General features: G+C 38.6%; 7 protein-coding genes (1 of these 7 cut by a window edge). All 7 read left to right on the forward strand.

Features of this window, described 5'->3' with window-relative positions:
- Entirely contained in the window at positions 1-1,344 is a 1,344-nt protein-coding gene (gene dnaA / locus MHH37_RS00005; protein WP_008408391.1) for a chromosomal replication initiator protein DnaA, read from the forward strand.
- A 171-nt stretch (positions 1,345-1,515) separates the two neighbouring features.
- Positions 1,516-2,652, forward strand: coding sequence for a DNA polymerase III subunit beta (gene dnaN, locus MHH37_RS00010; RefSeq protein WP_342574511.1), 1,137 nt, complete (start codon positions 1,516-1,518; stop codon positions 2,650-2,652).
- A gap of 125 nt (positions 2,653-2,777) precedes the next feature.
- Positions 2,778-3,014 carry a S4 domain-containing protein YaaA gene (yaaA, locus tag MHH37_RS00015; RefSeq protein WP_008408393.1) on the forward strand — a complete coding sequence of 79 codons (237 nt, stop codon included), beginning with the start codon at positions 2,778-2,780 and terminating at the stop codon, positions 3,012-3,014.
- A gap of 3 nt (positions 3,015-3,017) precedes the next feature.
- On the forward strand, positions 3,018-4,136 hold the full coding sequence (gene recF / locus MHH37_RS00020; protein ID WP_342574513.1) for a DNA replication/repair protein RecF: 1,119 nt from the start codon (positions 3,018-3,020) through the stop codon (positions 4,134-4,136).
- 61 nt (positions 4,137-4,197) lie between these two features.
- Positions 4,198-6,123 carry a DNA topoisomerase (ATP-hydrolyzing) subunit B gene (gyrB, locus tag MHH37_RS00025; RefSeq protein ID WP_008408395.1) on the forward strand — a complete coding sequence of 642 codons (1,926 nt, stop codon included), beginning with the start codon at positions 4,198-4,200 and terminating at the stop codon, positions 6,121-6,123.
- 90 nt (positions 6,124-6,213) lie between these two features.
- Complete coding sequence (gene gyrA, locus MHH37_RS00030; protein WP_008408396.1) at positions 6,214-8,712, forward strand: DNA gyrase subunit A; 2,499 nt, start codon at positions 6,214-6,216, stop codon at positions 8,710-8,712.
- Positions 8,713-8,886: 174 nt separating this feature from the next.
- Positions 8,887-10,000, forward strand: partial view of an HD-GYP domain-containing protein gene (locus MHH37_RS00035; protein WP_342574514.1) — the 5' portion only. It continues 2 nt past the right edge of the window; only the first 1,114 of its 1,116 coding nucleotides appear in the window; it begins with the start codon at positions 8,887-8,889; its stop codon straddles the right edge of the window (only 1 of its three bases is visible, at position 10,000).

Here is a 10,000-nt window from a genome sequence, read left to right on the forward strand (position 1 = left end):
TTGGAACATTTAGAAAACCTATGGAATGCCGTCCTTGCCCAAGCTGAACAGAAAATCTCGAAACCGAGCTTTGATACTTGGCTGAAATCAACAAAACTTCTTGCGCATAGTGGCACAAAAGTGACGATTTCCGCGCCTAACTCTTTTGCCCGCGATTGGCTTGAACAATATTACATCCATATGATTACAGGAATATTAAACGAGTTAACTGGAGAGGATCTAGTCATTAATTTTGTTGTCCAGAAAGATCAGACGGCAGACGACTTTGAACTACCGCCCCCAATTACTCAAGCAAAATCAAGTGAACACCATGACATTACCCCGGGTATGCTCAATCCAAAGTACACATTTGATACATTCGTTATTGGTTCCGGTAACCGCTTTGCCCATGCAGCGAGCTTAGCTGTAGCAGAAGCACCCGCAAAAGCTTACAACCCGTTCTTTATTTATGGGGGGGTAGGTTTAGGAAAAACTCACTTAATGCATGCAATTGGCCATTATGTAAAAGAACATAATCCGACAGCAAATGTCGTCTATTTATCATCCGAAAAGTTCACAAATGAGTTCATTAACTCCATCCGTGATAATAAAACAATCGATTTCCGAAATAAATACCGCAATGTTGATGTACTGCTCATTGACGATATTCAATTTTTGGCTGGTAAGGAATCGACACAAGAGGAATTCTTCCATACATTCAACACACTGCATGAAGAATCAAAGCAGATTGTCATCTCAAGTGACCGCCCTCCAAAGGAAATCCCTACTTTAGAGGACCGTTTGCGTTCACGCTTTGAATGGGGACTAATTACGGATATTGCACCACCAGATTTGGAAACACGTATTGCTATTTTACGTAAGAAGGCCAAAGCAGATGGGCTCGATATTCCAAATGAAGTCATGCTTTATATTGCCAATCAGGTTGATACAAATATTCGTGAACTTGAAGGGGCATTAATACGGGTTGTGGCCTATTCATCCTTAGTAAATATGGATGTTTCGCCTGAACTTGCTGCAGAAGCTTTAAAAGATATTATGCCAAATTCAAAACCGCGCATGATTTCGATTTTAGATATTCAAACTGCAACTGGTGAACATTACAGTATACGTCTGGAAGATTTTAAGGCTAAGCGCCGGACAAAATCGATTGCTTATCCTCGTCAAGTGGCGATGTATTTATCGCGTGAGCTAACAGATTACTCATTACCTAAAATTGGTGAGGAGTTTGGAGGCCGTGATCATACAACAGTGATCCATGCCCATGAAAAGATTTCTTCCTTACTTAAAACAGATCAGCAGCTTCAGCAGGATATTAAACAAATACGTAGTATGTTAGGTAAATAATCTCTGTGTATAACTTTATGTTTTTCACACATACCTATTCACAGCTTATCAACATGTGGATAGCGTGCTCTGCCTGTTTAAATTAGGGGTTATCCACAAATTCACAGGCCCTATTACTATATCTATTAATATCTTTAAATAAATAATTAATTATATAAGAGAGGTAAACTAATGAAATTTACTATTTTACGTGATCGTCTTTTAGCAGGATTAAACGATGTAATGAAAGCTGTAAGTTCCAAAACAACGATTCCTATTTTAACGGGAATTAAAATTGATGTTACAAACGAAGGTATGACGTTAACTGGTAGTGATGCAGACATTACAATCCAGACTTTCATCCCGGTAGAAGAAAATGGCGAACAAATTATGGATATTACTCAAACAGGCTCTATTGTGTTACAAGCTCGTATGTACAATGAAATTATCCGTAAATTGCCGACAAATGAAGTTGAAATTGAAATTACGAATGGCTATGCAACAATCATTCGTTCAGGTAAATCGGAATTCCACCTTATCGGCTTAGATGCAACAGAATATCCACAATTACCTGAAATTGCTGCTGACCGACAATTTACGATTCCAACCGATTTATTAAAATCAGTTATTAGAGAAACTGTATTTGCTGTAGCGACATCGGAAAGCCGTCCAGTGTTGACAGGTGTAAACTGGAAAGTTGAAGCCGATGCATTAATATGCGTTGCAACGGATAGTCACCGTTTAGCACGCCGCAAAGTCAATCTTGAAAATTTACCAAATGATATTACTTCAGTCGTAATTCCAGGTAAAAGTTTAAATGAATTGAACAAAATTTTAGAAGACACAAATAATCCGGTTCAAATCGTATTAACAAATCAGCATGTTTTATTTAAAACAGATGATGTCCTGTTCTTCTCTCGTCTTTTAGAAGGCAATTATCCGGATACATCACGTTTAATTCCGGAAGAGTTTAAAACAATGATCACTATTAACGGAAAATCTTTATTGCAGGCAATTGACCGTGCTTCACTTTTAGCTCGTGAAGATCGCAATAATGTTGTTCGTTTTGAAACACTTGAAAATCAAACGGTCGAAATTTCATCGAATTCACCTGAGATAGGTAAAGTTGAAGAGCAGATCCAAGTGGAAAGTTTAGAAGGCGAAAATTTGAAAATTTCATTCAGTGCGAAATATATGATGGAAGCCTTAAAAGCGATCGATGGACAAGATGTAGTCATTGAATTTACAGGTGCAATGCGCCCGTTCATCTTACGTTCTGTTGCGGATGATGCAATATTGCAGCTGATTTTACCGGTACGTACTTACTAAAATTCAATAAAAATTCTAAAAGGAAGGGTCTTAACTTGTTATTGAGACCGTTCCTTTTTTACTTATGGACAATTTTTAGGTATGATAGAATGATAAGACTTTATTTAAGTGGAGGATGAATTACGTTGAATGAATTAGTAATTGATACAGAATTTATAACGCTTGGTCAAGCGCTGAAAATGACAGATACAATTAGCTCTGGCGGTATGGCAAAGTGGTTTTTAAGTGAACATGAAGTGTTTGTAAATGGAGAAGTGGAAGATCGCCGCGGGAAAAAACTGCGTCATGGAGATGTAGTTAATATTCCTGGTGTAGGACGTTACAAAATTGTCGATGCATTTATTGAAAACGGAGAAAATTAATTCATGAACATCGAGCGCTTGCAGCTAACAAATTATCGTAACTACGAATCGTTAACACTGGATTTTTCAGATAAAATTAATGTTTTTATTGGGGAAAATGCCCAAGGAAAAACAAATGTAATGGAATCAATCTATGTACTAGCGATGGCCAAATCTCATCGTACCGCGAACGATAAAGAATTAATACGTTGGGATGCGGATTATGGTAAAATAGAAGGTGTGGTAAATAAGCGTTACGGTGGCGTTCCTATCGAATTGACGATTTCAAAAAAAGGCAAAAAGGGCAAAATCAATCATCTTGAACAAACGAAACTAAGCAATTATATCGGACAGATGAATGTAGTAATGTTTGCACCTGAAGATTTGAACATCGTAAAGGGCAGCCCCCAAATTCGCCGAAGATTCATCGATATGGAAATCGGACAAATTTCCCCTGTTTACTTACATGATTTACTAACATTCCAAAAGATTTTGAAACAACGTAATCATTTATTAAAAAAGAATATGGGTAAACAATCACTCGCATCCGATGTGATGTTTGAAATTTATACTGAACAATATGTGCAGGCGGCAATTCAAATTATTCGTAAAAGATTTCAGTTTATCGAGCTTTTACAGGATTGGGCTGAACCGATTCACTTTGGTATTTCGCGGGGATTAGAAAAGCTCGTCATAAAATACCGTCCTGTAACCGGGATGGATGCAAGCTGGACTGCCGAAGAAATGGCGGATTACTTAACAAAGAAGCTAGAAGAAGTGAAGCAGCGTGAAATTGAGAGAGGCGTAACACTTATAGGGCCTCATCGGGACGATCTGCAGTTTTTTGTCAATGATTATGATGTTCAAGTATATGGCTCACAAGGGCAGCAACGCACGACGGCATTATCTTTAAAACTTGCCGAAATTGAACTGATCAAACAGGAAACGAAGGAAACACCGATTCTTTTATTGGATGATGTTTTATCTGAATTGGACGATTATCGCCAATCACATTTATTAAATACAATTCAAGGTGAGGTCCAGACATTCGTTACAACAACGAGTGTAGAAGGCATTCACCATGACACAATACAGCACGCAAAATTGTTCCGTGTCATACAAGGAACAATTGAACAACCATAAGTGCATTGAAATACGTAAAAAAGAAGCATACTGATAGTTATGAAAGAGTAGGTGAACAATAGTGGCTTTAGAAGATAATAAAGTCCAGCAATCTTATGATGCGGATCAAATACAAGTATTAGAAGGATTAGAGGCTGTTCGAAAACGTCCGGGCATGTATATTGGTTCAACAAGTTCAAAAGGATTGCACCATTTAGTTTGGGAGATTGTTGATAATAGTATTGATGAAGCTTTAGCAGGTTATTGTACAGGAATCACAGTAACAATTGAACAAGACAATTGGATTCGCGTAGAAGATAACGGTCGTGGTATTCCCGTAGATATTCAGGAAAAAATGGGTATGCCTGCTGTTGAAGTAATTATGACAGTACTGCACGCCGGCGGTAAATTCGGAGGCGGAGGCTACAAAGTATCAGGTGGTCTTCATGGTGTAGGTGCTTCTGTAGTAAACGCATTATCAAGTCAGACAATTGTTCAAGTACATCGAGATGGTAAAATCCATGAAATTATTTTTGAGCGCGGTCATACTGTTCAACAATTAACAGTCATTGGCGAAACAGACCATACAGGTACAACAACTCGATTTAAAGCGGACAGCGAAATATTTAAAGAAACAACAGTTTATGAATACGATATTTTAGCAACACGTATCCGTGAATTAGCCTATTTAAATCGCGGCATCAGCCTGACGATTGCAGATGAGCGTACAGGACAGGAACGTTCGGAGACATTCCACTTTGAAGGCGGTATTCGCGAATATGTTGAGCATATTAACGAAAATAAAGAAGCGATTCATGCGCCAATTGATGTGTTGGGTGAAAAAGAAGGCATTACGGTTGAAATTGCCATGCAGTATAATGCAGGTTTCAGCTCGAATATAATGTCTTTTGCGAACAACATTAACACATATGAGGGTGGTACCCACGAATCGGGCTTTAAAACTGCCTTAACACGTGTTATTAACGACTATGCCCGCAAATCAAACTTAATTAAAGAATCGGATGCCAACCTTACAGGCGAAGATGTTCGTGAAGGTTTAACGGCAATTGTCTCAATAAAACACCCGGAACCTCAGTTTGAGGGTCAAACAAAAACAAAACTAGGGAACTCTGAAGTAAGCCAGATTACAAATGCTTTATTCTCAGACGGATTTGAACGTTTCCTGCTTGAAAATCCATCGGTAGCACGTCAAGTTATTGAAAAGGGTACAATGGCGGCACGTGCTCGTGTAGCAGCGAAAAAGGCTCGTGAATTTACACGTCGTAAATCTGCATTGGAAGTTTCAAGCTTACCAGGTAAGTTAGCAGACTGTTCTTCAACAAACCCTGCCGAATCTGAAATCTATATCGTAGAGGGTGACTCTGCCGGTGGTTCTGCTAAATCAGGACGTGACCGTCATTTCCAGGCGATCTTACCATTGCGCGGGAAAATCCTTAACGTTGAGAAAGCACGCTTAGACCGTATTTTATCGAATGCCGAAATTCGAGCGATGATTACAGCATTTGGTACCGGTATTGGTGAAGAATTTAATTTAGAAAAAGCACGTTATCATAAAATTGTAATTATGACGGATGCCGATGTCGATGGTGCACATATTCGTGTACTATTGCTGACATTCTTCTTCCGTTTCATGCGTCCGTTAATCGAAGCGGGCTATGTATATGCAGCAAAACCGCCTCTTTATCAGGTGAAACAAGGGAAACATGTTGAATACTGCTACTCAGATCAGGAGTTAGAAGATATTTTAAACCGTCTGCCGAAGTTACCGAAACCTAATGTACAGCGTTATAAAGGCTTAGGGGAAATGAATGCGACACAATTATGGGATACAACAATGGATCCAGAGCACCGTACTTTAATTCGAGTAGAATTGGATGATGCAATTGAAGCGGATAAAATTTTCGATCACTTAATGGGTGATGAAGTTGCACCTCGTCGTGATTTTATCGAAGAAAATGCAGTATACGTGCAAGACTTGGATATTTAACATCTTTCAGCGGTTTGAAAACCCGCTGAAAGATGCAATTATGCTCGGGCATAATTGATTAGTTAGTGCAATTGGAAGGAGGTCCTTATTTTGTCTGACATTCAGCATGGACATATTGAATCTAGAAATATTACAACAGAAATAAAATCATCTTTCTTAAGCTATGCGATGAGCGTTATCGTTTCGCGTGCCTTACCAGACGTACGTGATGGGCTTAAACCAGTACATCGTCGTATCCTCTATGGTATGCAGGAGCTAGGAAATACTTCAGATAAACCATATAAAAAGAGTGCCCGTATTGTAGGGGACGTAATGGGTAAATTCCACCCTCACGGTGACTCATCAATTTATGATGCAATGGTGCGTATGGCGCAAGACTTCAGCTACCGTTATATGCTAGTCGATGGCCATGGTAACTTTGGTTCTGTTGATGGCGACGGTGCAGCAGCAATGCGTTATACGGAATCACGTATGTCAAAGATCGCGATGGAAATGTTGCGCGATATTAATAAAGATACGATTGATTATGGACCGAACTATGATGGTAGTGAAAATGAACCTTTAGTATTGCCGGCGCGCTATCCGAATCTATTAGTGAATGGTGCTTCTGGTATCGCAGTAGGTATGGCTACAAATATACCGCCACATCATCTTGGAGAAACAATTGACGGCGTATTAGCAGTGGCAGATAACCCAAGCATTACGACTGAAGAGCTAATGGAAATCATTCCAGGTCCGGATTTCCCTACAGGGGGAATTATTCTAGGGCGCAGCGGTATTCGCCGTGCATATGAATCGGGCCGTGGTTCACTGACAATTCGGGCTAAAGTAGAAATTGAGCAAGCTTCTAACGGCAAAGAGACAATTCTAGTACACGAATTGCCATATCAGGTTAACAAAGCGAAACTAATTGAAAAAATTGCTGAGTTAGTTCGCGACAAAAAAATCGATGGCATTACTAATTTACGTGATGAATCAGACCGTAATGGTATGCGTATTGTAATTGAAGTACGCCGTGATGCAAATGCAAATGTCGTATTGAATAATTTATTCAAGCAAACAGCGATGCAATCAAGCTTTGGTGTAAATATGCTTGCGCTAGTTGACGGGCAGCCAAAAGTATTAAGTCTAAAAGAAGTGCTTTATCATTACTTAGAACACCAGAAAGTAGTTATTAAACGTCGTACTGCATTCGAACTTCGAAAAGCAGAGGAACGTGCACATATTTTAGAAGGTTTACGTATTGCGCTTGATCATATCGATGAAATTATTTCTATTATCCGAGCATCTCGCAGCGGGGAAGAAGCAAGACCTCAATTAATGGAGCGCTTTAATTTATCTGAACGCCAAGCACAGGCAATTTTAGATATGCGTCTTGTGCGTTTAAGTGGGTTGGAACGCGAAAAAATTGAAGCTGAGTACCAGGAACTATTAAAATTAATCGATGAATTAAAAGCGATTTTAGCTGACGAAGCAAAAGTAGTCGAAATTATCCGTACAGAAATGACGGATATTAAAGAACGCTACAGTGATGAGCGTCGTACTGAAATTACAGCTGGCGGCTTAGAAATGATCGAAGACGAAGATTTAATTCCTCGTGAAAACTCGGTACTGACATTAACACATAACGGGTATATTAAACGTTTAGCTGCGAACACGTATCGCTCACAAAAACGTGGTGGCCGTGGTGTACAAGGTATGGGAACGAATGAAGATGACTTTGTAGAACATTTATTATTCACTTCTACACACGATACAATTCTGTTCTTCACTTCAAAAGGGAAAGTGTTCCGTGCAAAAGGATATGAAATTCCTGAGTTTGGTCGCCAAGCGAAGGGTTTACCAATAGTAAACTTGCTTAATATTGATAAAGGTGAGCATGTTACTGCAATGATTCGCGTAACAGAGTTTAAAGAAGATGCTTACTTTATCTTTACTACGAAAACAGGGGTAACAAAACGTACACCTGTTGATCAGTTTGCCAATATCCGTACAAATGGTTTAATCGCCATTACATTACGTGAAGACGATGATTTAATTTCTGTTCACTTAACGGATGGCACGAAGGAAATTATTATCGGTACAAGCGATGGTATGTTAGTACGATTTAAAGAAGACGATATTCGTTCAATGGGTCGTTCAGCTGCCGGGGTACGTGGTATTAAACTTCGTGAAGGTGACTTTGTAGTAGGTATGGAAATTCTTGAACCAGGTCAGGAAATTTTAGTTGTCACTGAAAATGGTTACGGTAAACGTACACCAGAATCTGAATACCGTTTACAAAGCCGTGGCGGATTAGGTCTGAAAACGATGCAAATTACCGATAAGAACGGTAAAATGTGCGCAGTAAAGGCTGTGGATGGATCAGAAGACATTATGCTGATTACGATTAACGGTATGTTAATCCGAATGGATGTAAACGATATATCTGTTATCGGGCGTAGCACACAGGGCGTTCGTTTAATCAGACTTGCTGAAGGCGAATATGTAGCAACTGTGGCACGAGTAAAAAAAGAAGAAGATGCTCCGGATGATGAAGAAATCGATTCTGAAATTGAGGGAGAGTCCAATTCAGGTATAGAAGAGTAATTTAAAAAGTAATCTAGTTAGTTTAGACTATCTAGATTACTTTTTTTGGTTGTATTTTATTTTCCATTCGCTATAATTAACTTATAATATGAAAAATTTAGCAGTTATCTAGTAAGAGTTAAATTATATGATAAGATTTTTTCTCCGTATAACTGATAATAAGCATAAGGGGTTGTGAAATTGGAAGCAATATTGATAAGAGTTGAGGAATTGCAGTTAGGTAAGATAATTGCTGAAGATATTTTCGCCAATACACAATATCCGATTATCTATAAAAATACAAAAGTAAAACCTGAGCACTTACGTGTGTTTGATTTATTTAATTTAAAAACAGTATTAGTACATAATGAAATTGAAGTTGAAGAAATCGAGCTGAATGAAGAAAAATTGGATATCCCTCCAGTAGCTATACCGCTACAGCAATTCACAAGTTTCGAAAAATATTATCTTGATGGTATTGCACAATTGAAAAAAGAGTTTTCAAATTGGGAAGCGGGCGGAAGAGTCGATCTGACAAAAGTGAGAAACATAATGCTCCCGTTAATGGATATGGTTTTAGAGGATCGCTCTTACATATTCGATTTAAACAGTTATTCGAATGCAAAGGACTATTTATATCATCATTGTATCGCTACCGGATTAATTGCAGCAGTCATTGCAAAGAAAATGGGATATGAACGAGGGGATACGATTCAGCTGGCTATCGCCGGAATGCTAGCTGATAGTGGAATGTCGCGAATTCCCTCACGTATACGGGATAAGAAGAGTGTATTAACAGAATCAGAATTTGGGGAAGTACGAAAACATCCTTACTATAGTTACTTACTAATTAAAAACGTAACCGCTATAAAGGATATTATGAAAGTTGCTGTATATCAGCACCATGAACGTTTGGATGGCAGCGGCTATCCAAAAGGTGATCGTATCGGGTCAATTTCAATATTTGCCCAAATTATTGCTGTAGCAGATGTGTTCCATGCAATGACTAGTGAGCGTATGTATCGTTCAAAACAATCTCTTTTCAAAGTAATTGAAATGATTAAGGAAGAGGAGTTTGGAAAATTCGATATTAAGGTTGTTCAGGCTTTAATGAATATTGTCGTTGACTTACCAATAGGAACGAAAATTGAATTATCGAATTTAGAGTTGGGTGAAGTAATGTTCATTAATAAGTACTCACCTACACGCCCACTTGTAAAATTGACACGTACAGGAGAAATTGTGGATCTTTCATCTAATAGAAGCTTTTATATTTCACGTGTAATTACTCAGGGATATAAACTGAACT

Origin of the sequence: Solibacillus sp. FSL K6-1781, assembly GCF_038630735.1 — a bacterium.
GTDB classification, from domain to species: Bacteria; Bacillota; Bacilli; order Bacillales_A; family Planococcaceae; genus Solibacillus; species Solibacillus silvestris.